Below are 23,391 nucleotides of genomic sequence, written 5' to 3'. Positions count from 1 at the left end.
GTGCCGGTGGCGTGGGCGTTGACGTGGCCGATGTCGGACGGCGTGAGCCCGGCGAGTTGGATGGCGCGGCTCATCGCGTGGCCGGCGCGTTCGCCGTTGGGGTCCGGGGCCACCATGTGATAGCCGTCGGAAGTGATGCTGGCGCCCATGATGCGGGCCAAGATGTTGGCGCCGCGTGCTTTGGCGTGTTCCTCGGTCTCGATGACCATGAGCGCGCCGGCCTCGCCGAACACGAAGCCGGTCCGGTCGCGGTCGAACGGGCGACACGCCCCGGCCGGGTCGTCGTTCTTGGTCGACATCACGATGCGCATCTGGGCGAACGCCGCGATCGGCACCGCCTCGATACGGGTCTCCACGCCACCGCAGATGGCGATGTCGGCCTCGCCGAACACGATGTTGCGCCACGCCTGCGCGATGCCCTCGGAACCCGACGCGCACGCCGACACCGGGGTGATCACGCCGGCTTTGGCATGCCGCTCCAATCCCACCGCCGCCGATGCGCCGTTGGGCATGTACTTCTGGACGCCCAGCGGAGAAACGGCCTTCATGCCACGAGCGCGCATGTCGTCGTAGCTGAAGACCATCTCTTCCGACGAACCCAAGCCGGTGCCGATGGACACCATCAGCCGGTTGCTGTCGACCTCGGGGGAGCCGGCGTTCTCCCAGACGCGGCGGCCCAAAATGGTGGACATCCGCTGCAGGTAGCCCGTCCTGCGCAACTCGATACGGGTCATTTGGCTGTCGAATTCCTCCAGCAAATGCCCGCCGATGCGCACCGGCAGGTCGAACTCCTCGACGAACGGATCCTCGAGTTTGCGGATACCACTTTGGCTGTCCAGCAACAGCTTCCAAGTGTTCTCGGCATCGGTAGCCAACGCGGTCGTCATGGCGATGCCAGTGACGACCACGTTCGGGAGCGTTTTCCCGGTAACCAGCTCTGTCATGGGTCTTGCGAACGTTCCTTCCAAACTGTCCGACTCCTCGTCGGGCCGATTGCGGCCCGCGTCGTCGCCGGACTCCGTACCTCAGTAACGCCCGAAGGCGAGTGCCACGTTGTGGCCACCGAACCCGAACGAGTTGTTGATCGCATAGCGCAATTCGCCGTAGCGAGGTTCGCCCGCGACAACATCAAGGTCGATCTCGGGATCGGGTGTTTCGTAGTTGAGTGTTGGCGGTATCACGCCATCCCGAAGGCTCAATACCGTGAGAACAGATTCCAAAGCTCCGACCGCTCCGATGGAGTGGCCCAGAGCCGACTTCGGTGCGTACACCGCCGCTTCCTGACAGCCTGCGACCCGAATGGCGTTGGCCTCGGCGGTGTCGCCGATCGGCGTCGCGGTACCGTGCGCGTTCACGTGGTCAATGTCCTTGGGGGACAACCCCGCCAGCTCGAGCGACCTCGTCATCGCCCGGCCTGCACGGACGCCGTCCGCCGCCGGCGCCACCATGTGGAACGCGTCCGAGGTGATGCCGGCACCCATCAACCGGGCCAGAGGCTTGGCACCCCGGGCCTTGGCGTGCTCTTCGGTCTCGATGATCATCAGCGCACCGGCTTCACCGAAAACGAAGCCGTCGCGGTCCTTGTCGAACGGCCGCGATGCGCGCTCGGGCTCATCGTTGCGCGTCGACATGGCCCGCATCATCGAGAACGCCGCGATGGGCAGCGCCTCGATGGGACCCTCGACACCCCCGCAGACGGCGAAGTCGGCATCGCCCATGACGATCTGACGCCAGGCGTGGGCGATTGCCTCCGAGCCCGACGAGCAGGCCGAGACCGGGGTGATGACCCCGGCGCGGGCGCCGAGCTGCAGACCCACCACCGCCGCGGCGCCGTTGGGCATGATCATCTGAACCGCGAGCGGCGACACCTTGCGGGGCCCGCCCTCGTTCATCAGGTCGTAGCTCTCCACGATCCTTTCGGCGCCGCCGAGCCCGGTGCCGACCACGACCGAGAACCGGTCGGGATCGACCTCCGGGCTGCCGGCGGCCTCCCACAACTGACCGCTGAGCAGCTTGGCCAACCGCTGCACGTAGGACATGCGGCGCAAGTCGAGCCTGCTCATCTGTTCGTCGATGGGCTCCTTGAGGTGTCCACCGATCTTGACGGGCAGGTCCCACTTGGTGATGAACTCGTCTTCGAGGACGTGGATGCCGCTCTCGCCGGCCAACAAACCCTTCCACGTGCTCTCGATGTCCGGCGCGATCGATGTCGTCGCCGAGACGGCGGTTACCACAACGTTGGGGTAACCGCCATTAGCAGTGGAAGGCTTACTCACTTGCTGTCCGCTTCCAGCCTCGCCTTGACGTTGGCAACGGCGTCGGGGTTCTCGGTCTCCAGCTTGGCGCGCAGCGCCTCGGCGGCCTCGGGGTTCTCTTCCTCGAGCTTCTGGATGTAGGAGACGACGTCACCGACGGTACGCAGACCGGCGAGGTCCTCGTCGGGGATCTTGACGCCGTACTTGTCCTCGGTCTGCACGGCGATCTCGACCATCGACAGCGAGTCGATGTCCAGGTCGTCGACGAAGGACTTCTCCGGGGTGACCTCGGAGGGCTCGATACCGGTTACCTCTTCGATGATCTCGGCGATACCGGCGATGATTTCTTCCTGGCTGACAGCCACAGCGTGCTTCCCTTCGTAATGTGTTGTGTGTTAGGCGAATTGACGTGCTATGCGGTTGTACTGGTTGTGCAACTGGTCGAGCTGGCTTTAGAGCTCGGCCAAAGCGTCCAGGTCTGCGGGCGACTTGACGGCGCGAGCCGTGATCCCCCGAAGTTCTCGTTTGGCGATGCCTGTGAGGGCTCCCGCAGGCGGAAATTCGACGGCCGCAGTGACTTCCAGGTCACGCAGCGTCGCGGTGCACAGATCCCAGCGCACCGGCTGGGTCAGCTGAGCGACCAGCGCCTCCATCGCCGCGGTCGCCGACGCGACCGGCTTGCCGTCGCGGTTCGACAACAGCTTGGCGGTGGGCTCGGACGTCGCAACGGCGGCCGCCGCGGCGGCGTAGCCGTCGAGCGCCGACGCCATGTACTTGGTGTGGAACGCTCCGGCCACGCCCAGGGCACGGACCCGAGCCTTCTCCGGCGGGTCCTCGGCCAGCTTCTCCAGCGCGGTCAGCGAGCCGGCGGCGACGATCTGCCCGGCGGCGTTGCGGTTGGCGGGGAACAGGTCAAGCTGCTCGAGCCGGGCCAGAACTTCGCCCTCGTCCCCACCGAGCACCGCCGACATGCCGGTGGGCTCGATGGCGCATGCCTTGGCCATCTCGGCGCCACGAGTGGCGGCCAGCGCGACGGCGTCGTCGGCGGCGATCACGCCCGCGATGGCGTAGGCGGCGATCTCTCCGACCGAGTGGCCGGCGACGACCAGATCCGCGTCCGACAGCAGGCCGCGCCTGGTCAGCTCCTGGTGGGCCAGCAGCGTGGCGGCGACAACCAGCGGCTGCGTGACCGCGGTGTCCGTGATCTCTTCGGTCGACGCGGTGGTGCCCAGGCGCACGAGGTCGAGCCCACTGGCCTTGGACCACAGCGCCAACTGGTCAGCGGCGCCGGCGAGCTCCAGCCATGGCGAGAGCATCCCCTCGGTCTGCGAACCCTGTCCGGGCGCAAGCAAAGCAATCACGTGTTTAAGAGAACACTGTGGAAACGGTTTTGGCGGGTGTATCAGATTATGAACCTCATCTTAGGTTTTTGTGAACTCCCCACAAAACGGCTCTTTAAGCTATGGGTTTGATATCGTGCCGCGATCTGTTGCCTGAGTCACTGTCACCCGCATGGCCCGCGGCAACCCCTCTGACCGGCAGCGGAACCGCCGGCATGGGGTTGTTGACGGCGTTTGGCGGATTGGTGGGGTAGTTGAGCTGGCCGACCGTCGCCGCTACTCGCAGCACATATGCATCGCGCGGCTGCATGGGATCGCGGCCCGTGAAGTCGGTGATCCGCTTGAGTCGGTAGCGCACGGTGTTTGGATGAACGAACAACTTTCTGGCACACGCCTCAATCGCGCCGCCACAATCTAAGTAAGCGTCAAGAGTCTCGATCAGCGTGGGACCCGCGTCGGCCAGCGGGCCCATCACGTCGGTGTGCAGCGCCACGATCGCCGATGCGTCGCCCATCAGGGCCCGTTCGGGCAGCAGTTCCCGCGCGAGTACCGGACGCGGCGCCCCACGCCAGCCACCCACGGCGTTCATACCGGATATCGCCTCGCTGGCGCTGTGGAATGCCGCCGTCAGCATGGGTGCGGTGGGTCCGACGACCACGGGGCCGTCGGCGAACGCCACCAGCAGATCGTTAAGGAATTTGTCGGTTGGTGACAAGTGGCCGGACACGATCGCCACCAACCAGGTGCCGTGCACGTCGGTGAGGGCCGCGCGCCCGTGCTGCGCGGCGATATCGCGGACGTGCTGGCTTGCGCGTTCGCTGTCGTCGGGGCCGGTCGACCCGTCGCGGCCGGGGGCCGGGGTGCCGACCACGACGGTCGCCGGGGCCGTGGTGTCCCAGTTCAGCGCCGCGGCGCGGGACAGCAGCTCGGGGCCGGTGTCGCCGCGGACCACCGCGTCGACGACGCTGGCTTCCATTCGGCTGTCCCAGGTCCCGCGTGCCTCGGCCGCGTTCGCGTAGGCGGTGGCCGCGGTGAACGCCAGGTCGCGGCTGTACTTGAGGATGCCCACGGTCAGGGCGGTCAGCTGTTCTTCGGAGCGAGCCAGCAGCGGGACCACTTCCTCGAAGAAGTCCATGGTCACTCGCGCCATGTCCACGCTGTGGCGCAGGGCGATGCGGCGGGCGAGGTCCTGGGGCACCAGCTCGAAGGCCTGGGCGGTGTGGCTGACGTTGCTGTGCGGGTCCTGCATCCACTCGGCGAAGTTGTTGATGGCAGTCTGCACCACCAGCGCCATGCTGGCCCGCTGCGATGCTTCCAGCTCGCCGAAGAACGGCAATCGATCGCCCATCACCGAGACCGCTTCGGTGGCCAGCCGGCCGGAGTACTGCTTCAGGCGACGCAGGACGGAGTCCGGCACGGTGTCCAGCAGCTCCAGGGGCGATCGCGGCTGCTTGGCGAACGGGCCGGCGAAGGGATTGTCGTTCACCCCTAAAACGTACGCGTCTTTTCTAGAAGTTTCCGCCAAAGGCGGCGCGTGGCGCTCTTAAGAACCCGCCAAGCCGTGGCTTGGGCGTGGTCGAGTGTGCGGCCAGCCGCACGCTCGGCGGCGGCTGTGCGGCTGGCCGCACACTCGCGGGAAAGCGGCGGGCGTCAGGCCACGCCCGGGTCGGACGTCTGCTCCGGCGCGGCCAACACGTCGTCGATCTTGTACTGGCGAGCCGCCGCGATCGGCACCGACGGGTCGATCTCGCCGTCCCGTGCCAACGCCTCCAGCACAGCGACCACCTGTGATTCGGCATCGGTGTTGAAGTACCGCCGCGCCGCCGGCCGGGTGTCGGAGAAGCCGAACCCGTCGGTGCCCAGCGTGACGTAGGTGCCCGGAACCCAGGGCCGGATCTGCTCGGGAACCGCGCGCATCCAGTCCGAGACCGCGACCACCGGCCCGCTCGTGGTCGACAGGACCTGGGTGACGTACGGGACGTCGGCCGGCCGGTCCGGATGGCGCAGTCTCGCCCTGTCGACGGCAACGCCGTCGCGGTTCAACTCGCCCCAGCTGGTCACCGACCAGACGTCGGCGGCGACGTCCCACTCCTCGGCCAGCATCTCCGCGGCGTTCAGCGCCGAAGGCATCGCCACCCCGGACACCAGGATCTGCGCCTTATTGGTCCGCTGTTCGGTCGCGGCGCGGTAGCGGTAGATGCCGCGCAACACGCCCTCGGGGTCGAAATTCTCCGGCTCGGGCGGCTGGACGTAGGGCTCGTTGTAGACGGTGATGTAGAAGTACACGTTCTCGGGGTTCTCGCCGAACATCCGGGCCAGGCCGCTCTCCACGATGTAGGCGATCTCGTAGGCGAAAGCCGGGTCGTAGGCGACCACCGCCGGGTTGGTGCTGGCCAGCAGCAGCGAGTGGCCGTCGGCGTGCTGCAGGCCCTCGCCGGTCAGCGTGGTGCGCCCCGCGGTGGCTCCGAGCAAGAAACCGCGCGTCATCTGGTCGGCGGCGGCCCACAGGCCGTCGCCGGTGCGCTGGAAGCCGAACATCGAATAGAAGATGTAGATCGGGATCATCGGCTCGTTGTGCGTCGCATATGACGTGCCCGCGGCGATGAACGATCCGACCGACCCGGCCTCGTTGATGCCCTCGTGCAGGATGTGCCCGCCTTCGCTTTCCTTGTAGGCCAGCATCAGCTCGGCATCCACTGCGGTGTACAGCTGCCCGTTGCGGTTATAGATCTTCAGCGACGGGAACCACGAGTCCATCCCGAAGGTGCGCGCCTCGTCGGGAATGATCGGCACGATGCGCGGTCCAACTTCCTTGTCCCGCAACACTTCCTTGAATGTCCGCACCGTCGCCATGGTGGTGGCGACCTCCTGATTTCCCGACCCCTTCTTCAGCGCGGCGTAGATTTCGCGGCCCGGCAGTCGCAGCGCCTTCGTCTTGGTCCGCCGCTCGGGCAGGAAACCCCCGAGGGTGCGTCGGCGATCGACCATGTAGCGGATCTCCTCGGCATCCGGGCCGGGGTGGTAGTAAGGCGGCAAATAGGGATCCTCTTCCAGCTGGGCATCGCTGATCGGAATCCGGATAGCGTCGCGGAAGTCCTTGAGATCCTGTAGCGCAAGCTTTTTCATCTGGTGCGTCGCATTGCGGCCCTGGAAGTGCGCGCCAAGCGAGTAGCCCTTGATGGTCTTGGCCAGGATCACCGTCGGCTGTCCTTTGTGGTCGACGGCTGCCCGGTAAGCGGCATAGACCTTGCGGTAGTCGTGGCCACCGCGCTTGAGGTTCCAGATCTCGGAATCCGTCATGTGCTCCACGAGCGCCTTGGTGCGCGGATCGCGGCCGAAGAAGTGGTCCCGCACGTACGCACCGTCGTTGGCCTTATAGGTCTGGTAGTCGCCGTCGGGTGTGCTGTTCATCAGATTCACCAGCGCGCCGTCGCGGTCGGCGTGCAGCAGGGCGTCCCACTCACGGCCCCACACCACCTTGATGACGTTCCAGCCGGCGCCGCGGAAGAACGACTCGAGTTCTTGGATGATCTTGCCGTTGCCACGCACCGGGCCGTCGAGGCGCTGCAGGTTGCAGTTGACGACGAAGGTCAGGTTGTCCAATCCCTCGAGCGCGCCGACGTGCAGCAGTCCGCGGCTTTCCGGCTCGTCCATCTCGCCGTCGCCCAGGAAGCACCACACGTGCTGATCGGAGGTGTCTTTGATGCCGCGGTCGTGCAGGTAGTGGTTGAACCGCGCCTGATAGATGGCATTGAGCGGACCCAGGCCCATCGAGACCGTGGGAAATTCCCAGAAGTCGGGCATCAGCCGCGGGTGCGGGTAGGAGGGCAGTCCGCCGGCGGCGTGGCTGTGTTCCTGCCGGAAGCCGTCCAGGCGGTCGGCGGTCAACCGGCCTTCCAGGAAGGCGCGGGCATAAATACCCGGGGACGCGTGGCCCTGGATGAATATTTGGTCACCGCCGCCGGGGTGCGAGTTGCCGCGGAAGAAGTGGTTGAACCCGACCTCGTACAGCGCCGCCGACGAGGCGTAGGTCGAAATGTGGCCGCCCACACCGACTCCCGGGCGCTGGGCGCGGTGCACCATGATCGCCGCGTTCCACCGGATCCAGGCGCGATAGCGCCGTTCTACATCCTCGTCGCCGGGAAACCACGGCTCGAGTTCGGTCGGAATGGTGTTGACGTAATCGGTGGACGTCAGCGACGGGATGGCGACGCGCTGCTCGCCGGCCCGTTCCAGCAATCGCAGCATCAGGTAACGCGCCCGCGACGGGCCGGAGCGCTCCAGCAGTTCATCGAAGGACTCCAGCCATTCCGACGTCTCTTCTGGATCGATGTCGGGTAGGTAGGAAGCCACCCCCTCGCGGATCACCCGGACGCGGTCGGGTTCGGTTGCGCTGTGGGGGTTTGTGGCCAGATCGTGGCGCACGAACTCAGTTGTCAACGCACTACTCCTGTTGTTGGCGGAATGTGTGCCGTAATGGGTGGTTCGCACCCTGCCCACCATCGTGCCGCACTGGTGTGGCGCGCGGATAGTCGCCGTCGGCTAGCCCGACGCAGCTTCGCCTGCGAACCCCAACTCGGCGTGTATGGGGCGGGCGCGCAACCCACCCGGTAACGTCAGCCGTGTGCTCATCCGGTGGGGTGCCGTCCCTGAGGCGCAGGTGAAGGCTTTGCCCCGGCGCGGGGCGTTGGCGCTGGGTTGTGTCGCGGTGGCGCTGATGGGCATCGTCGGGTGCACCTCTGTCACCAACGGCACGGCGACGCCCGACACCAAGGTGGCGCCGGCCTACCGGCAGTCGGTGTCCGCGTCGGTGTCCGCGTCGTCGGTAACCTCGAGCGTCCGGGAATCCCAGCGGCAACAATCGCTGACCACCAAGGCGGTGCGCACCGCCTGCGCCACGCTGATCACCACCAGCAAGAACGCGATCGACAAGACCAACGAGTTCGTGAAGGCGTTCAACGCCGGCGGCGGCACCGGCCCGACCGAAGGGCCGGCCATCGACGCCCTCAACGACAGCGCCACCACGGTGGCCAACAGCTTCAGCGATGCGATGTCGCAGCAGATCAAAGACGCCTTCAACGCCTACATCGACGCCGCCCGGGCGGTGGCGAACGCCATCGGCACCCACGCCGGCACCGGCGAATTCAACAAGCGGGTCGACCAACTCAATGACACGAAAAAGAACGCGGTGAAACTGTGCCTGGCAACGTGATGATGCGGGAGTATGGACCAGGTTCTGGCTGTGCGACGATAATGCCCAATCGCATAGCGCGCGGACGTTAAGGAGGCTCCACGGTGGTCGCGGCGGATCACGCCCCGAGCTACGCCCGCAAATTGGGCATCCAACGGGACCAGGTTGTCCAGGAGTGGGGCTGGGACGAAGACACCGATGACGAGATCCGCGCCGCGGTAGAGGAAGCCTGCGGCAGCGACTTGCTCGACGAAGACACCGACGAGGTAGTCGACGTCGTGCTGCTGTGGTGGCGAGACGGTGACGGCGACCTGGTGGACACGTTGATGGATGCGATCGGCCCACTGGCCGAGGACGGCGTGATCTGGGTGCTGACGCCCAAAACCGGCAAGCCCGGACACGTATTGCCGGCCGAAATCGCGGAGTCTGCCCCCACCGCAGGTTTGATGCCCACCTCGTCGGTCAACCTGGGGGACTGGAGCGCCAGCCGGTTGGTGCAGCCCAAATCCCGCGCCGGGAAGCGTTGATGCTTTCCGTCGGCACAGCCGCCCCGGATTTCACTTTGCGCGACCAGAACCAACAGCGCGTCACGCTGAGCTCCTATAGGGACGCCAAGAACGTGCTGCTGGTGTTCTTCCCGCTGGCATTCACTGGGATCTGCCAGGGCGAGCTGGACCAGTTGCGCGACCACCTGCCCGAGTTCGAAAACGACGACAGCGCGGCGCTGGCGATCTCGGTGGGACCGCCGCCCACGCACCGGGTGTGGTCGCTGGACAGCGGCTTCACGTTTCCGCTTCTGTCGGACTTCTGGCCTCATGGCGCGGTCAGCAAGAGCTACGGGGTGTTCAACGAGGACGCCGGCTACTCCAACCGCGGGACGTTCGTCGTCGATCGATCCGGGGTCATCCGCTTCGCCGAGATGAAACAGCCCGGCGAGTCCCGCGACCAGCGGCTCTGGACCGATGCCCTGGCGGCATTGCGGGGCTGAGAGGGGCTGGATGATTTTGGGAACTTGGCCTTCGGACGGGTAGCCTGCCCGGGGCAACGGGCGCGTAGCTCAGTGGTAGAGCTCTGGTTTTACACACCAGCGGTCGGCGGTTCGATACCGTCCGCGCCCACCAACGAAAACGCAAGTTAAATATCGATTTCGCGTTTGCGGATCCGGACTACGCCGCGCTGGAGCATGGCGATCGCGCGCGGCGGCAAGACCGAGCAGAATCGCTCGCTTAGGAACTGGCGGCCGTCGTCGTGGTGGTCGACGAGATCGCGTCCGGACAATAGGCGCTGGCCGCGATGGCGGTGAATTTCTCCGCCTTCTCCTCGGTCAGTGCGGCTGCTTTGGATGTCATCGCCTTCGCGATATCCGCCATCGCCGTGCCGCCGCTCGCCGCCGAGCACACGTAATGGGCCGACTGAATAACCTGCGCCGGGTCGTTATAGGTGAAGCCGGCGGAGTTCAGCGATGCGAGGAACGCGTCGTCGGTGTCATCGGCGTGCGCGGGCGCCCCCAAACCAATCACGACGGCCACACTGGAAATAGTCAGAACGAGCTTCATAAATTCGAAATCGTCCCAGACGCGTGGGCCATTCGCGTCTGACGAAACAATTTGTAACAATCGTCAACCTCCCGTTGACATACCGAATTATCCGAGTGTGCTTCGCGCCGAGCTTTCCCGGCGTTACTCTTTGCCGATGATCGCGGGCGAGAAGGCGCCTGACTTCACTCTGTTTGATCACACCGGTCGGCCCCGGGCGCTGTCCGAGCTCCTTGCCGACGGGCCGGTTGTGCTGTTTTTCTTCCCATTAGCGTCCTCACCGATCTGCACTGCCCAGGCCTGTCATTTCCGGGACCTCAGCAATGAATTCGTCACGGTGGGCGCCCAGCGCGTGGGCATCAGCACCGACACCGTCGACAGGCAGGCCCACTTCGCCCAACAACGCTCGTTCGACTATCCGTTGCTCTCCGACGCGGACGGCGTCGTGTCCGAGCTGTTCGGGGTGCGCCGAGGCAGGTTCGCCAAGCTGCGTCGATCCGTCGTCTCCCGTGACGAGGCCCGGCGTGGCCGGCACGCCCGGCGCCGTGGCCTGCTGGCCCGGCTGCTACCGGTCAGACGGACCACATTCGTCATCGACACCGATCGCACCGTACTCAAGGTGGTCTCCAGCGAGCTGCGCGCATCGGTGCACGCCGACCAGGCCTTGTGGTTCCTGCAGCACCACATGGGACCGCATAGTTCGCCACATGCCGGGGGGAAACATTCCGACGCGCCTGAGGACGATGGCACAGAACGGGAAACCGCGAACGAGCCGAGCCTGGTCCGGCCGTACGCGCTGACGGGAGGCCGTACCGACGCTGGCGTCGAATTGGCACTCGAGGCTCCGGTCGAAGCGCTTAACACCACATCGAAGCCACCGCGCTGGCCGAGAAACGATGTGCGGGGCCAGATCCTGACGTATTGCGTGCAGAGCCCATCGGTCGCAGAGATCGCCGCCCGTCTGTCCCTGCCGCTCGGTGCGACGCGGTTTCTGGTCGGCGAACTGGTGACACAGGGTTATCTGCGGGTGCACACACCCCTCGGTGACTCGATGACGATCGACGAACGACGTGAACTGATAGGCAGAACCCTCAGTGGCCTACGAGCACTCTGACGGGCCGGACGCCGCCTCGACGAAAGCCTAGGGCCGACGCGCCGGGGTGCGTGCCGTTGGTCGCGCGGCCGGGAGCAGTATGAACGCGTGAAACCGTTCCGCATCGACGTTCCTGACGACGTTCTCGACGATCTACGATCGCGGCTGGCCCGTACGCGTTGGCCGGAGGCCGAGTGCGTGGACGACTGGAGCCAGGGCGTGCCGTTGGCCTACACGCGCAAGCTGGCCGACTACTGGGCCACCGACTACGACTGGCGAGCGCGGGAGGCCGCGCTCAACCGTTTCGATCAGTTCACCACCGAAATCGACGGTCTGGACATCCATTTCATCCATCAGCGGTCGCCGCATGACGACGCCTTCCCGCTCGTGATCACGCACGGCTGGCCCGGTTCGATCGTGGAGTTCCACAAGGTGATCGAGCCGTTGACCAACCCCGCCTCGGGACGCGCCGAGGACGCCTTTCACGTCGTATGTCCGTCGCTTCCGGGATACGGGTTCTCCGGAAAACCCACGAACACCGGCTGGGGTGTGGAAAAGATCGCCGAGACATGGGAAACGCTCATGCTGCGTTTGGGGTACGACCGCTACGGCGCCCAGGGCGGCGACTGGGGCGCCGCCGTCACGACACAGATCGGCCGTAACGTCGGCCACTGCGTGGCCATCCACCTGAACATGCCGGTCGGGCGGCCCACCAAGGACTCGCTGACGAACCCGACAGACGAGGAGCAACGAGCGCTGGCCGGATTGGCCAACCACCGCAAGTGGGGCACCGGCTATTCCAAGCAGCAGTCGACCCGCCCGCAAACGCTGGGCTACGGCCTGGCCGATTCGCCTGTGGGACAGCTGGCCTGGATCGTCGAAAAGTTCTGGGACTGGGCCGATTGCGACGGGCACCCCGAAAACGCCGTCAGCCGCGACGAGCTGCTCGACAACGTGATGGTGTACTGGGTGACCAACACCGCCGCGTCGTCGGCGCGACTGTACTGGGAGAGCTTCGCCGTGTGGGGTGGCGGCGACCGTGTCGAATTGCCAACGGGCGTAGCGGCTTTCCCTGGGGAGCTGCTCAAGGCGCCACGTAGCTGGTGCGAGCCGGTCTACAACATCACCCACTGGACGGACATGCCGCACGGCGGGCATTTCGCCGCATTCGAACAACCGGAGCTGTTCGTCCAGGACCTCCGTGCGTTCTTCGCGACGGTGCGCTGAGCCGATCAGCCGGGCGGGGCGAAGAACTCCAAGGCGATACCGTCGGGGTCGCGAAAACTCAAGCCCGAGCCGTACGGCGCATCCACAATGCCGCCGTGCTCGATGTCCAGTTCGCCCAACCGGGTGACCCAGTTCTCGAGCTCGGCGCGGCTGGCGCAACCGAAGCCGACATGATCGAGCCCGACGCGATGCTCGCTGAACTCTTCGTCGGGTGCCGGGTGGTCGTGCTGATGGATGCCGAATATCGTGCCCCCGTCGAGCATCCACACCTGATGGTGAAATCCGGCGCCGGTGTGCTCATCGAGGATCGGGTCGGCGCCCAGCAGATTGCGATACCACGGGCCGCTGATGTCGAGGTCGCGCACCGTGACCGCGACGTGGTTGAGCGCTGGAAAGGTCATGCCTTGCCACGCTAGTCCGCTTTGCGCGGTTTGCCGATCATTGGGCCGCTGGCCGAGTACCCCGATGTCGGCTAGACGACCCGCCGGCCCTGGCGCGCGCGAGACCGCATGTCCCACAAGTAGAGCCGATAACCGAAGATCCAGGCCGAATGTGGGATCAGCCGATCGCCGAGCCGCAGGGCGGTCAGCAGCCAGCCGAACCGGCGCTGCTGGCGCGGCGACCAGTCCAGCTGCATCAACGCCCGGAATTCGGGAGCCAGGAAACCCGTCGTCGCGAACAAGTTGAACGGGCCCGCCAGCACCTGCAGCGGCCACGGCAGGAACGCCAACGACGCCACGCCGTGCAGATGTTCGCGTACCGGCGGGTCGATGCGCAGCTCGTCGAGGGAGCGTTTCCAGTACGCATCAAAGGCGGCCCGGTCCAGCGGCCACATCCGCTCGGGCACTTGCAGCGTGGTGCCCAGCCGCTTCGCGTCGGCGTAGACGGCATCGGCCGTCGCGTCGTCCAGGGGACCGTGCAGGAACTCGTGTTGGTCGACGAAGTACCGGTACAGGCACGCTGCCACCCACAGCTGCAACTTTGGGTCGAAAGCGTTGTAGGACACCGGACTTGACGACGTCGACCGGACCTGCCGGTGGGCAGTGTCGACTGCCGCGCAGATCAACGCTCGGTCGTACTCGGTCCCGATGGTGGCGGCAGCCAGATACGTGCCGGTGGTGCGGGCCCGCTTGAACGGATGCTTGTAGACGTTGCCGCTGTCCACGGGACTCTCCAGCACGCCATAGCCGACCCCGGGCAGGGACAACTGCATGATCACGTTCGCGGCGGGCAACAACAACGCCGCCGGATTGAGCAGGTCGGCGACCCGGGTAGCGGGCCGCTTCACCGCGGGCCTGGCCTGCTGGGAATCATGCCTTCGAGTAGACCATCGCCGGATCGGCGCGAGCAATGATCTGCCGACGGTGGATCCGCCCGGGAATGGGCAGACGTGCCCGGACGAGCACTGAACCTGGCGACTCGAGTCCTCCGCCTCCCGACCCGCCGAAGCCGTCACCCGGCGGGAATCGGGCGCCGCACCGTCGAGGAGCCCCAGATGACCCGCGCCGTCGGCGGCTACGGGTTGTGGTGGACGCTGGGCGTCCTGATCGTGCTGATCATCGCCGTCGTGATCGTGGCGGTCGCCTAGGCGGCAGGGCCGCGACGCCCGGTATGAGACGCTGCCGAAATGGTTGCGAGGCAGACCCGGATCGCGGGTGTGGCGATCGGCTACCTGGCCGACCGCGCGCTGGGCGACCCACGCCGGGGTCATCCGGTCGCGCTGTTCGGCCGTACCGCCGCCGTGCTGGAGAACGTGACCTACCGTGACAGCAGGATCGCCGGGGCGGTCCATGTCGGCGCGCTGATCGGGGCGCTGGGCCTGCTCGGCCTGGCGGTGCAGCGCCCGGCCACACACCGTGGCCGGGCGGGTGCGATCGTGGTGACCGCCGCGGCCACCTGGGTCTCGCTGGGTGGAACCTCGTTGGTCCGCACCGGTCTGGACATGTCGGAGCGGCTGGAACGCGGCGACGTCGCCGCCGCGCGCGAATTGCTGCCGTCGCTGTGTGGGCGTGACCCGGCATCGCTGGACCGCGCGGGCCTGATCCGCGCGTCGCTGGAGTCGATGGCCGAGAACACCTCCGACGCCGAAGTGGCCCCGCTGCTGTGGGCGGCGGCCGGCGGCGTGCCCGCGGTCCTGATGTATCGCGGCATCAACACCCTGGACTCGATGGTCGGGTATCGCTCGCAACGCTATCGCCGATTCGGTTGGACCGCAGCAAAATTGGATGATATCGCGAACTTCGCTGCCGCGCGGGTGACCGCTTCGCTGGTGATGGTGCTGGCGCCGCTGGTCGGCGGATCACCGTCGGGCGCGGCGCGGGCCTGGCGCCGCGATGCCGCCCGTCATCCCAGCCCTAACGCCGGCGTCGTCGAGGCGGCCTGCGCCGGGGCGCTGGGCGTGCGCCTGGGCGGCCCCACGCAATACCACCACGAGTTGCAGATCCGGCCCACACTCGGCGATGGTCGCGAGCCGACGGTGGCCGACCTGCGGCGCGCGGTGCGACTGTCGTCGCTGGTGCAGGCGGGCGCCTCGGTATCGGCTGCGCTGTTGGCATACCTGTCGGGTTACCGCCGGCGGCCGTAGCGGTCGGCGAGTTTGGCCTCAACGGACTGCGGAACTTCGGGTGTGGGCGCGGTCTCGGTGGCGGGCGGCGGCCGGTGCTGCTTTTCCTGGCGGCGGGCGCGGATCTCCGAGTAGGCGAAATAGCCCAACCCGATGGGCGCGAGGATGCCGAACGCGATCCACTGGATGCCGTAGGACAGGAACGGCCCGGCGTCCAGCTGCGGCACCCCGACCACGCCCAGCACACCGGGCTGACCGTCGATCAACTGCAGGTAAGACCCGGCCAGCGGGGTCTTGGTCAACACCGCGATCTGATCGGTGTCGATCGAATACACCTGCTGCACAACGTCTCCCACGAACGGATCCTTATTCGCCGCGGCGGTCTCGGAGTTGCGCAGCCGCGCCGTGATGGTCACCATCTGTTCGGGCGGGCGGGGGATCGGCGGGACATGAGACCCCTCCAGCGGCCGCACGTAGCCCCGGTCGACCAGGACGGTCGGTCCTTCGTCGACGACGAAGGGCGCCAGCACCTCGAACGCCGGCTTCGAATCGATCACCCGCAGCCGGGCCAGCACCTGCACGTCCGGCAGATAGTGCCCGGTTGCGGTGACCTGGCGCCACTGTGCGCCAAAGGCCGCCGAATTCTGCTGCGGCAGCAGCGTTTTCAACGGAACCGGCGGGGTATTCAGCGAAGATTCGATCTGATGGTTCTCCCGCGATGTCCTGCTGTGCTTGCCGAGCTGCCAGGGCGCGAGCACCGTGAAGCACAGATATGCGAAGGCGACGACCACCAGAGCCAGCACGATCCAGCCCGGACGCAGCAGAAACGGCAACCGGCGCATCAAGTGGATCCGTTCTGCGCGAGCTGGTCATCGACCCACTCGTGCAGGCCCGGCAGCGCTGCCTCGATGACGGCGTAGACGCGTTCGAAGTCTGCGGTGTCGCCATAGTAGGGGTCGTCCACGTCCGGGGTGTGGGCGCCGCTGCGCGGATCGAAGGAGCGCAGCATCCGGATGCGATCGTCGTCCGCGCCCAAATGCCGCAGCATCCGGGCGTGGTTGCGGTCCAGGGCCACCATCAGATCGGCCTCGAGGTGCTCGGCGTCGACCTGCGTTGCGCGGTGCTCGGATGCGTAGCCGTGGGCGCGCAACACGCCGGCGGCCCGCTCGTCGGCACACTCACCCACGTGCCAGTTGCCGGTGCCGGCGCTGCTGACCCGCACCGCGTCGGCCAGGCCCCGCCGACGTAGTTGGTCGGCGAACATCTTCTCGGCCATCACCGATCGGCAGATGTTGCCGGTGCACACGAACGTGACGTGCAGCGCGTCTCGACTAGACACCCAGCGCCCTCCGCAAGTCGTTGATGGTCGAGGCGTGGGTCACGCCGGGAGCGTCTTCGTTGGCATCGGCCTCGCGGTGGGGAAAGTCGGCCTTGCCGTAGCCCCAGCCGACCACCACGGTGTCGATGCCGTGAGCGGCCGCTCCGTGCACGTCGTGGCTGCGGTCACCGACCATCAGCACCCGCTCGGGCAGGGGCACCAGCTGCGAGAGGGCGTGGCCCAGCACCTCGACCTTGGTCTTGCGCGAACCGTCGGGGCTCGCGCCCGCGATGACCTCGAAGTGCTGGTCAAGTCCGAAATGGGCGAGGATGCGCCGCGCGGTCGGTTCGAGCTTGGAGGTGGCGACGGCAAGCCGGACACCGGCGGTGCGTAGATCGGTCAGCAGTGCCTCGATCCCGTCGAAGAGCGCGTTCATCGCCCACCCCCGGGAGCCGTACTCGGCGCGAAAGGCGGCGATCGCCTCCTCGGCATCGTCGCCGAGCTCCATCGACCGGAACGTGTCGTCCATCGGCGGGCCGACGATCTGCGCGACGAGGTCGCCGGGGGGCACCGGGGCGCCGATGTGGTCGAGCGCATGCAGGAAGCTGGCGACGATCCCTTCCGCGGAGTCGGTCAGCGTGCCGTCGAGGTCGAAGATCACCAGCTGCACCCCACGGGGGGAGGCGGCGTTGCCGGGGGTCTGGCAATCGGCTGACGTTGTGCCTGTCACCTCACCATTGTCCTCGATAGGTGTGGCAGGGTGTGACGGCGTTGCCGATGCCGCTCCGGGCGGCCCGGCCGGCGCACTAGTGTTTCACGGATGGCGAGTCTGAACCTGAGCCCGCCTGCGGCGCGCTACCACGGTGATCAGGCCGTCGCACCCGGGATGCTGGATTTCGCCGTCAACGTCCGGCACGGCCGGCCGCCGGAGTGGTTGCTGCGACGGCTGGCCGAGCGCCTGCCCGATCTGGCGCGCTACCCGAGCCTCGACGACATCCACCGGGCGCAGGACGCGGCCGCCGGGCGGCACGGCCGGACCCGCGACGAGGTGCTGCCGCTGGCCGGGGCGGCCGAGGCGTTCGCGCTGCTGGCGAATTTGCGTCCGCGGCGGGCGGCGATCATCGCGCCGGCGTTCACCGAGCCGGCTGACGCGCTGACCGCGGCCGGAGTGCCGGTGCACCACGTCGTGCTGGAGCCGCCGTTCGGCCTGACCGGTGCGGCCGTACCCGGCGACGCCGACCTGGTCGTGGTGGGCAATCCGACCAACCCCACCTCGGTGCTGCACACCCGTGAACAGCTGCTGGCGTTGCGCCGGCCCGGGCGGATCCTGGTGGTCGACGAGGCCTTCGCCGACTCGATTCCCGGTGAGCCGCAATCGCTGGCCTGCGACGGGCTGCCCGACGTGCTGGTGCTGCGCAGCTTGACCAAGACGTGGGCGCTGGCCGGGTTGCGGGTGGGCTACGCGCTGGCTTCCCCAGAGGTGCTCGCGCGGCTGACCGCTCGACGGGCGCATTGGCCGGTGGGGACCCTGCAGCTGGCGGCGATCGCGCTGTGTTGCGGCCGGCACGCGGTCGCCGAGGCGGCGGCGGGGGCGACGCGATTGAGCCGGCTGCGCGCCGAGATGGTGGCCGGTCTGGCGTCGGTGGGCGCCGAGGTTGTCGACGGGCGGGCTCCGTTCGTGCTATTTCGCACACCGGACACGGTCCAGCTACGAAAAAGTTTGCATGACAGGGGAATTGCCATTCGGCGCTGTGATACGTTCGTCGGCTTGGACGAGCGCTACCTGCGGGCCGCGGTGCGCCGTGAGTGGCCGCGGCTGGTGCAGGCGATTTCGGAGGCGGGCACGCCGGAAAGCATCGGGGGGCGGGGGTGAGCGTGAAGCTGGCCGAAGTCATCGCGGCGCTCGACGAGGCCTACCCGCCGCGGCTTGCCGAATCCTGGGATTCGGTGGGCCTGGTGTGCGGTGACCCCGACGACGAGCTGGACTCGGTGACCGTCGCGGTCGACGCGACGCCGGCGGTCGTCGACGAGGTTCCCCGGGCGAGCCTGTTGCTGGCCCATCATCCACTGCTGTTGCGCGGGGTGGACACCGTGGCGGCCAACACCCCCAAGGGTGCGCTGGTGCACCGGTTGATCCAGACCGGGCGTTCGCTATTCACCGCGCACACCAATGCCGACTCGGCCCGCCCGGGCGTCTCCGATGCGCTGGCCGCGGCCCTGGGCCTCGACGTCGAGGCCGTGCTCGAACCGGCATCGAGCGCACCCGATCTCGACAAGTGGGTCGTCTACGTGCCCGGTGAGAACGCGGAAGCGGTGCGGGCGGCCATGTTTGCCGCCGGCGCCGGCCATATCGGCGACTATTCACACTGCAGCTGGTCGGTCAGCGGTATCGGGCAGTTTTTGCCGCACGAAGGTGCCTCACCGGCGGTGGGCAGCGTCGGGAACGTCGAGCGGGTGGCCGAAGACCGGTTCGAGGTCGTCGCGTCCGCGCGATCCCGCGCCGCGGTGCTGGCGGCGATGCGTGCCGCCCACCCGTACGAGGAGCCCGCCTTCGACATCTTCGCGCTGGTGGCACCGCCCAGTGACGCCGGGCTGGGTCGCATCGCGGCGCTGGCGCGCCCGGAACCGTTGCGCGTCTTCGTCTCCCGCGTCGATGCGGCGTTGCCGCGGACATCCTGGGGAGTGCGGGCGGCGGGCGATCCCGACACACCGGTCTCGCGGGTGGCGGTCTGCGGCGGAGCCGGCGATTCGTTGCTGGCCGCCGTGGCCGGTGCCGGCGTGCAGGCCTATGTCACGGCCGACCTGCGCCACCATCCGGCCGACGAACATCGCCGCGCCTCCGATGTGGCCCTGATCGATGTGGCACATTGGGCCAGTGAATTCCCTTGGTGTGAACAGGTCGCCGGCTTGTTGCGGTCGCGTTTCGGTGCGGAGTTGCCGGTGCGGGTGAGCGCGATTCGGACCGACCCGTGGAATGTCGAGCAGGTTGGCCACCAGTCCGGGGGTGATGGGTCATGAAAGCCGAGCTGGCACAGCAGCGTTCGCTGCTTGAATTGTCGAAGTTGGATGCCGAGCTGTCCCGGATCGCGCACCGGGCCAAGCATCTGCCGGAACAAGAGGCCTGCGAGCGGTTGCGGGGGGAGATCGAGGCGGCCGGCGACCGGCTGGCCACGTTGCGCATCGCCTTGGAAGACATCGACGCCCACGTGTCGCGGCTCGAGGCCGAGGTCGAGGCGGTGCGCCAGCGCGAAGACCGCGACCGCTCGCTGCTGCAGTCGGGAGCGACCGACGCCAAGCAGTTGTCGGATCTTCAGCACGAGCTGGAAACTCTGCAGCGTCGTCAAACCAGCCTGGAGGATTCTCTGCTGGAGGTGATGGAACGTCGCGAGGAGCTGCAATCTGAGCTGGACAGCGAGCAGCAGAAGCTCACATCGCTGGAGGCCGAGATGGCCGGCGCACGCGAGGCTCTCGACGCGGCGGTCGCCGAGATCAGCGCGGCCCGCGAACTTCAGTCCTCACGGCGTGACTCGCTGAGCGCCGCCTTGGACCCGGCGCTGTCCGCCCTGTACGAACGCCAGCGCGCCGGGGGAGGCGCGGGCGCCGGGCAGCTGATGGGGCGTCGGTGCGGTGCCTGCCGGCTCGAGATCGACCGTGGCGAGCTGTCCCGCATCTCGGCGGCGGCCGAAGACGATGTGGTGCGCTGCCCCGAATGCGGCGCAATCCTGCTGCGGGTCAAGGGCTTCGATCAGTGAAGGTCGTCATCGAGGCCGACGGCGGATCACGCGGTAATCCCGGGCCGGCCGGGTACGGCGCGGTGGTGTGGAACCAGGACCGCACGACCGTGCTGGCGGAGGCCAAGCAGGCGATCGGCCGGGCGACCAACAACGTCGCCGAATACCGGGGCCTGATAGCCGGTTTGGACGACGCCCTGAACCTGGGTGCCACCGAGGCCGCGGTGTACCTGGATTCCAAGCTGTTGGTGGAACAGATGTCCGGCCGGTGGAAAGTCAAGCATCCCGACCTGATCGAGCTGCACGCCGAGGCCCGAAACCGGGCCGGGCGGTTCGCGAAGATCAGCTACTCGTGGATTCCGCGGGAGCGCAACGCGCACGCCGATCGGCTGGCCAACGAGGCGATGGACGCCGCCGCCGAGGTCGCTGGTGTGACGGAAAAGCCCGAGCCGGCCGAACAATCCGGCCCGCGCGACAAACCCGAACCGTCCGGGTCCGCGAATGTCCCGTCCCCCTCGGCACCCGGCTGGACCGGCGCGCGCGGTGCCCCGACCCGCCTGCTGTTGCTGCGACACGGCCAGACCGAATTGTCGGTGCAGCGCCGCTACTCGGGCCGCGGCAACCCGGCGCTCACCGAGCTGGGGCGGCGGCAGGCCGACGCGGCGGCGCGTTATCTGGCGCAGCGCGGCGGTATTTCGGCGGTGTTCGCCTCACCGCTGCAACGGGCTTATGACACCGCGGCGGTGGCGGCCAAGGCGCTTGGCCTGGACGTGACCGTCGATGACGACTTGATCGAGACGGATTTCGGCTCGTGGGAGGGGCTGACTTTTGCCGAGGCCGCCGAGCGCGATCCCGAGCTGCACGGTCGCTGGCTGCGCGACACCAGCACCGAACCGCCAGGCGGGGAGAGCTTCGACGCGGTGGCCGCTCGGGTGTCGACGGTTCGGGACCGCGTCGTCGCCGCGCAGCGGGGCACCACGGTGCTGTTGGTGTCGCACGTGACACCCATCAAGATGCTGCTGCGCGAGGCGCTGGACGCCGGGCCCGGCATTCTCTACCGCCTGCACCTCGATCTGGCCTCGTTGAGCATCGCCGAGTTCTATTCCGACGGAGCGTCTTCGGTGCGACTGGTCAACCAGACGGCGTATCTGTAGATCACTTCTGCTCTTGGTTGAGGCGTGGGATCAAGCCGCCGGCCAACACATCCTTGACCTGTCGCGGCGAGAGTCGATGCCGCACCGCGAATGACGATTCCTTGCTGACGTTGTCGACCTGCAGGACATCCTCTTCGTCGAGCGAGTTCAGATTCTGAAAGCGGAGGGTGTCGTCTTGGTCGATCGAGTCGTAGTCGTCGGGATTCTCGAATTCGAGCGCCAAAATTCCATAGTTGGCCAGGTTTTGCCAGTGGATGCGTGCGAAGGACTTGGCGATGACGACGCGCAACCCGAGATAGCGCGGGGCGATCGCGGCGTGCTCACGCGAGGAGCCCTGGCCGTAGTTCTCCCCGGCCACAATGACGTGCCCGCCCTCGCCGGCCTGTTGAGCCCGCTCGGGGTAGGAGTCGTCGACGCGGGTGAAGCTGAACATCGCGAGCTTCGGGATGTTCGACCGTAGCGGAAGGGCCTGCACGCCGGCGGGCGAGATTTCGTCGGTGGAGATGTTGTCACCGACCTTGAGCAGCACCGGCGCCTCGAGTTCGTTGGGCAGCGGGGATAACTCGGGCAGGCTGGAGATGTTCGGCCCCTTCACGGGTTCGACACGCTGTGCCTCCTCGGCGTCGAGCGGAGGCACCAGCATTGCGGTGTTGATCGAGCTGCGCTCGGGCAGGTCGAGTTTCGGATACTCCATCTGCTCTTCTTTGGCCCAGTCCCGCGGATCCGTGATCACTCCGTTCAGCGCCGAGGCCGCCGCGGTCTCCGGTGAGCACAGCCAGACCGCGTCCTCCTTGGTGCCGGACCGGCCGGGAAAGTTGCGGGGCATCGTGCGCAACGAGTTGCGGCCGACCGCGGGAGCCTGGCCCATGCCGATGCACCCCATGCAGCCGGCCTGGTGGATGCGCGCGCCGGCCATCACCAGATCCAGCGTTGCGCCCATCTTGGTCAGATCGGCCAGGATCTCGCGCGACGTCGGGTTGATGTCGAAGCTGACCTGGGGGACCGTCTGGCGTCCCGCCACCATCGCGGCCGCGATCGCGAAATCCCGCAGCCCGGGGTTGGCGCTGGATCCGATCACCGCCTGGGCGATCTCCTCGCCGGCGACCTCACGAACGGGCACCACGTTGCCCGGCGACGACGGTTTGGCGATCAGCGGCTCGATCTGCGACAAGTCGATGGTGTCCTCGACGTCATAGTCCGCGTCTTCGTCGGCCAGCAACTCGGTCCAGCCGTCCTCGCGTCCCTCGGCGCGCAGGAAATCGCGCACGGCGTCGTCACTGGGAAACACCGTCGTCGTGGCGCCGAGTTCGGCTCCCATGTTGGCGATGACGTGACGGTCCATTGCCGTCAGCGTCGCCACGCCGGGACCGTGATACTCGATGATCCGGTTCACCCCGCCCTTGACGTCGTGGCGGCGCAACATCTCCAGGATCACGTCCTTGGCCGAACACCACTGGGGCAACTCACCGTCGAGCCGCACGCCCCATATTTCGGGCATGCGGATGTGCAGTGGCCGCCCGGTGATCGCGAGCGCCACCTCGAGACCCCCGACGCCGATCGCGAGCATGCCCAGCGATCCGGCGGCCGGAGTATGGGAGTCGGAGCCCACCATCGTCTTGCCCGGGATGCCGAAGCGCTGCATGTGGGTCGGGTGCGACACTCCGTTGCCCGGTTTGGAGAACCACAGGCCGAAGCGTTGCGCCGCGGTGCGCAGGTACTCGTGATCCTCGGCGTTCTTCTCGTCGCCCTGCAGCAGGTTGTGGTCGACGTACTGGACGCTCACCTCGGTGCGGGCACGATCGAGCCCGAGCGCCTCGAGTTCCTGCATCACCAGCGTGCCGGTTGCATCCTGCGTCAGCGTCTGATCGATGTGGATCGCGATCTCTTCTCCCGGAGACATCTCCCCGGACTCCAGATGTGAGCTGATCAGCTTGTGAGCGACGTTCATAGCCATACCCGTGGGGTTACCCCGGTACGGCGTCTT

23 protein-coding genes and 1 tRNA gene are annotated in these 23,391 nt (G+C 67.2%); 11 read left to right on the top strand and 13 right to left on the bottom strand.

Annotated features, from left to right (window positions below):
* From kasB to aceE, 6 genes are all read right to left on the bottom strand, one after another.
* On the bottom strand, nt 1-944 hold a 944-nt coding region (gene kasB / locus AC5Y4F_RS12875), incomplete at its 3' end, for a 3-oxoacyl-ACP synthase KasB (protein ID WP_499997034.1).
* 81 nt (nt 945-1,025) lie between these two features.
* Nucleotides 1,026-2,276, bottom strand: a complete 1,251-nt coding sequence (gene kasA / locus AC5Y4F_RS12870; protein WP_067937604.1) for a 3-oxoacyl-ACP synthase KasA — start codon at nt 2,274-2,276, stop codon at nt 1,026-1,028.
* The gene (gene acpM / locus AC5Y4F_RS12865) at nt 2,273-2,620 is read right to left on the bottom strand and encodes a meromycolate extension acyl carrier protein AcpM (RefSeq protein ID WP_066960905.1); all 348 of its coding nucleotides are present in this window, start codon (nt 2,618-2,620) and stop codon (nt 2,273-2,275) included. The genes kasA and acpM overlap by 4 nt, the downstream gene beginning before the upstream one ends.
* 87 nt (nt 2,621-2,707) lie before the next feature.
* Nucleotides 2,708-3,616, bottom strand: coding sequence for an ACP S-malonyltransferase (locus AC5Y4F_RS12860; protein WP_499997033.1), 909 nt, complete (start codon nt 3,614-3,616; stop codon nt 2,708-2,710).
* A gap of 94 nt (nt 3,617-3,710) precedes the next feature.
* Nucleotides 3,711-5,081 (bottom strand): PucR family transcriptional regulator, encoded by a 1,371-nt coding sequence (locus AC5Y4F_RS12855; protein WP_067937600.1) that lies wholly within the window; start codon nt 5,079-5,081, stop codon nt 3,711-3,713.
* Nucleotides 5,082-5,245: 164 nt separating this feature from the next.
* Nucleotides 5,246-8,035 carry a pyruvate dehydrogenase (acetyl-transferring), homodimeric type gene (gene aceE / locus AC5Y4F_RS12850; RefSeq protein ID WP_499997031.1) on the bottom strand — a complete coding sequence of 930 codons (2,790 nt, stop codon included), beginning with the start codon at nt 8,033-8,035 and terminating at the stop codon, nt 5,246-5,248.
* A gap of 184 nt (nt 8,036-8,219) precedes the next feature.
* Between aceE and AC5Y4F_RS12845 the strand changes: the two genes are divergently transcribed.
* The 4 genes from AC5Y4F_RS12845 to AC5Y4F_RS12830 all read left to right on the top strand — a co-directional run bounded on the left by AC5Y4F_RS12845 (nt 8,220) and on the right by AC5Y4F_RS12830 (nt 9,907).
* Complete coding sequence (locus AC5Y4F_RS12845) at nt 8,220-8,807, top strand: Rv2240c family protein (protein ID WP_067937657.1); 588 nt, start codon at nt 8,220-8,222, stop codon at nt 8,805-8,807.
* Nucleotides 8,808-8,890: 83 nt separating this feature from the next.
* On the top strand, nt 8,891-9,313 hold the full coding sequence (locus AC5Y4F_RS12840; RefSeq protein WP_067937598.1) for a DUF3052 domain-containing protein: 423 nt from the start codon (nt 8,891-8,893) through the stop codon (nt 9,311-9,313).
* Nucleotides 9,313-9,774: a peroxiredoxin gene (locus AC5Y4F_RS12835; RefSeq protein ID WP_067937595.1), complete on the top strand. Its 462-nt coding sequence runs from the start codon at nt 9,313-9,315 to the stop codon at nt 9,772-9,774. The genes AC5Y4F_RS12840 and AC5Y4F_RS12835 overlap by 1 nt, the downstream gene beginning before the upstream one ends.
* 58 nt (nt 9,775-9,832) lie before the next feature.
* A tRNA-Val gene (locus AC5Y4F_RS12830) sits at nt 9,833-9,907 on the top strand.
* 105 nt (nt 9,908-10,012) lie between these two features.
* On the opposite strand, the gene AC5Y4F_RS12825 is transcribed toward AC5Y4F_RS12830, so the two are convergent.
* Nucleotides 10,013-10,342 (bottom strand): DUF732 domain-containing protein, encoded by a 330-nt coding sequence (locus AC5Y4F_RS12825; protein ID WP_499997029.1) that lies wholly within the window; start codon nt 10,340-10,342, stop codon nt 10,013-10,015.
* Nucleotides 10,343-10,478: 136 nt separating this feature from the next.
* On the opposite strand from AC5Y4F_RS12825, the gene AC5Y4F_RS12820 reads away from it, so the two are divergent.
* Both AC5Y4F_RS12820 and AC5Y4F_RS12815 read left to right on the top strand, forming a co-directional pair.
* Complete coding sequence (locus tag AC5Y4F_RS12820; protein WP_499997028.1) at nt 10,479-11,435, top strand: redoxin domain-containing protein; 957 nt, start codon at nt 10,479-10,481, stop codon at nt 11,433-11,435.
* An 87-nt stretch (nt 11,436-11,522) separates the two neighbouring features.
* Nucleotides 11,523-12,641 (top strand): epoxide hydrolase family protein, encoded by a 1,119-nt coding sequence (locus tag AC5Y4F_RS12815; RefSeq protein WP_499997027.1) that lies wholly within the window; start codon nt 11,523-11,525, stop codon nt 12,639-12,641.
* 5 nt (nt 12,642-12,646) lie between these two features.
* Here AC5Y4F_RS12815 and AC5Y4F_RS12810 read toward each other — a convergent pair whose 3' ends face one another.
* Together AC5Y4F_RS12810 and AC5Y4F_RS12805 are read right to left on the bottom strand one after the other, a co-directional pair.
* Nucleotides 12,647-13,042, bottom strand: coding sequence for a VOC family protein (locus AC5Y4F_RS12810; RefSeq protein WP_067937587.1), 396 nt, complete (start codon nt 13,040-13,042; stop codon nt 12,647-12,649).
* A 71-nt stretch (nt 13,043-13,113) separates the two neighbouring features.
* Nucleotides 13,114-13,929, bottom strand: a complete 816-nt coding sequence (locus AC5Y4F_RS12805; RefSeq protein ID WP_067937585.1) for an oxygenase MpaB family protein — start codon at nt 13,927-13,929, stop codon at nt 13,114-13,116.
* Between the two features lie 339 nt (nt 13,930-14,268).
* Between AC5Y4F_RS12805 and AC5Y4F_RS12800 the strand changes: the two genes are divergently transcribed.
* Nucleotides 14,269-15,225, top strand: coding sequence for a cobalamin biosynthesis protein (locus AC5Y4F_RS12800; protein ID WP_499997025.1), 957 nt, complete (start codon nt 14,269-14,271; stop codon nt 15,223-15,225).
* On the opposite strand, the gene AC5Y4F_RS12795 is transcribed toward AC5Y4F_RS12800, so the two are convergent.
* From AC5Y4F_RS12795 to AC5Y4F_RS12785, 3 genes are read right to left on the bottom strand one after another with little or no spacing between them, the layout of a single operon-like run.
* Complete coding sequence (locus AC5Y4F_RS12795; RefSeq protein WP_499997022.1) at nt 15,207-16,046, bottom strand: SURF1 family cytochrome oxidase biogenesis protein; 840 nt, start codon at nt 16,044-16,046, stop codon at nt 15,207-15,209. The genes AC5Y4F_RS12800 and AC5Y4F_RS12795 overlap by 19 nt on opposite strands.
* On the bottom strand, nt 16,046-16,543 hold the full coding sequence (locus AC5Y4F_RS12790) for a low molecular weight protein-tyrosine-phosphatase (protein WP_499997020.1): 498 nt from the start codon (nt 16,541-16,543) through the stop codon (nt 16,046-16,048). The genes AC5Y4F_RS12795 and AC5Y4F_RS12790 overlap by 1 nt, the downstream gene beginning before the upstream one ends.
* A complete protein-coding gene (locus tag AC5Y4F_RS12785) occupies nt 16,536-17,252 on the bottom strand; it encodes an HAD-IA family hydrolase (protein WP_499997018.1) in 717 nt (238 codons plus the stop codon). Before AC5Y4F_RS12785 ends, AC5Y4F_RS12790 begins: the two co-directional genes overlap by 8 nt.
* Nucleotides 17,253-17,342: 90 nt before the next feature.
* Here AC5Y4F_RS12785 and cobC point away from each other — a divergent pair, with 90 nt between their 5' ends.
* Genes cobC through AC5Y4F_RS12765 form a run of 4 tightly spaced genes read left to right on the top strand, consistent with a single transcriptional unit; the run spans nt 17,343 to nt 21,407 of the window.
* Nucleotides 17,343-18,395, top strand: coding sequence for an Rv2231c family histidinol phosphate aminotransferase CobC (cobC, locus tag AC5Y4F_RS12780; RefSeq protein ID WP_067937577.1), 1,053 nt, complete (start codon nt 17,343-17,345; stop codon nt 18,393-18,395).
* A complete protein-coding gene (locus AC5Y4F_RS12775; RefSeq protein WP_067937574.1) occupies nt 18,392-19,540 on the top strand; it encodes a Nif3-like dinuclear metal center hexameric protein in 1,149 nt (382 codons plus the stop codon). Before cobC ends, AC5Y4F_RS12775 begins: the two co-directional genes overlap by 4 nt.
* Nucleotides 19,537-20,274 (top strand): zinc ribbon domain-containing protein, encoded by a 738-nt coding sequence (locus AC5Y4F_RS12770; protein WP_067937572.1) that lies wholly within the window; start codon nt 19,537-19,539, stop codon nt 20,272-20,274. The genes AC5Y4F_RS12775 and AC5Y4F_RS12770 overlap by 4 nt, the downstream gene beginning before the upstream one ends.
* The gene (locus AC5Y4F_RS12765) at nt 20,271-21,407 is read left to right on the top strand and encodes a bifunctional RNase H/acid phosphatase (RefSeq protein WP_067937570.1); all 1,137 of its coding nucleotides are present in this window, start codon (nt 20,271-20,273) and stop codon (nt 21,405-21,407) included. The genes AC5Y4F_RS12770 and AC5Y4F_RS12765 overlap by 4 nt, the downstream gene beginning before the upstream one ends.
* Before the next feature lies 1 nt (nt 21,408).
* On the opposite strand, the gene AC5Y4F_RS12760 is transcribed toward AC5Y4F_RS12765, so the two are convergent.
* Nucleotides 21,409-23,361, bottom strand: coding sequence for an aconitate hydratase (locus tag AC5Y4F_RS12760; protein ID WP_499997007.1), 1,953 nt, complete (start codon nt 23,359-23,361; stop codon nt 21,409-21,411).
* Nucleotides 23,362-23,391: the final 30 nt, after the last annotated feature.

The sequence above is a fragment of the Mycobacterium sp. NGS56 genome (assembly GCF_059812425.1).
Note: the sequence above shows the minus strand (reverse complement) of the source record. Positions and strands in the feature narration are given on the sequence as shown.

What these genes read in the sequence shown, in the direction of transcription:
- AC5Y4F_RS12835 (WP_067937595.1), top strand. Translation starts at nt 9,313, where the DNA reads ATGCTTTCCGTCGGCACAGCCGCCCCGGATTTCACTTTGCGCGACCAG.
- AC5Y4F_RS12825 (WP_499997029.1), bottom strand. Translation starts at nt 10,342, where the DNA reads ATGAAGCTCGTTCTGACTATTTCCAGTGTGGCCGTCGTGATTGGTTTG.
- AC5Y4F_RS12820 (WP_499997028.1), top strand. Translation starts at nt 10,479, where the DNA reads ATGATCGCGGGCGAGAAGGCGCCTGACTTCACTCTGTTTGATCACACC.
- AC5Y4F_RS12810 (WP_067937587.1), bottom strand. Translation starts at nt 13,042, where the DNA reads ATGACCTTTCCAGCGCTCAACCACGTCGCGGTCACGGTGCGCGACCTC.
- AC5Y4F_RS12800 (WP_499997025.1), top strand. Translation starts at nt 14,269, where the DNA reads ATGGTTGCGAGGCAGACCCGGATCGCGGGTGTGGCGATCGGCTACCTG.
- AC5Y4F_RS12795 (WP_499997022.1), bottom strand. Translation starts at nt 16,046, where the DNA reads ATGCGCCGGTTGCCGTTTCTGCTGCGTCCGGGCTGGATCGTGCTGGCT.
- cobC (WP_067937577.1), top strand. Translation starts at nt 17,343, where the DNA reads ATGGCGAGTCTGAACCTGAGCCCGCCTGCGGCGCGCTACCACGGTGAT.
- AC5Y4F_RS12770 (WP_067937572.1), top strand. Translation starts at nt 19,537, where the DNA reads ATGAAAGCCGAGCTGGCACAGCAGCGTTCGCTGCTTGAATTGTCGAAG.
- AC5Y4F_RS12760 (WP_499997007.1), bottom strand. Translation starts at nt 23,361, where the DNA reads ATGGCTATGAACGTCGCTCACAAGCTGATCAGCTCACATCTGGAGTCC.